The sequence below is a fragment of the Xanthobacter autotrophicus genome (genome assembly GCF_029991245.1).
Lineage (GTDB): Bacteria > Pseudomonadota > Alphaproteobacteria > Rhizobiales > Xanthobacteraceae > Xanthobacter > Xanthobacter autotrophicus_C.
Genome location: NZ_JAIVFO010000445.1, coordinates 1 through 399 on the forward strand (window position 1 = coordinate 1; position 399 = coordinate 399).

Below are 399 nucleotides of genomic sequence, written 5' to 3' on the forward strand. Positions count from 1 at the left end.
GACCAGCTGCGGCGTAATCCCATTAATTAACGCCAGCTTCGAAGTAGGCGTCGAGAGAACCACTTGCAACATGGCAAATATCTACCGCACACGCACCTAAGCGCCGCAAGTCGCGAATCTCAGGAAGAAGTCGTGAAACGAGAGCAGCTTGAATTTTTCTTTTTTCAATGTCATATGCAAATCCGGAACCAACAAGTGCGCGATTGAGAGCTACTGGTTCATTACAAGCAATTGGAGAACCATTGAGGAACGCACCTCCTCCACGGCTTGCTTTCCAGAGAGAGTTAGTAGCGGGCGAATACACAACTCCGGCAAGCGGACCAGACTCATCCTTGATACCGATTGAAATACACCAGCCAGGAATGCCGTAAAGATAATTAACTGTTCCATCAATGGGAT

The 399-nt window shown here is 48.1% G+C and carries 1 protein-coding gene; it reads right to left on the minus strand.

Going from position 1 to position 399, the window contains the following annotated elements; translation table 11 throughout:
- Positions 1-22 precede the first annotated feature (22 nt).
- On the minus strand, positions 23-399 hold a 377-nt coding region (locus K9U41_RS23610; RefSeq protein WP_282643248.1), incomplete at its 5' end, for an inositol monophosphatase family protein.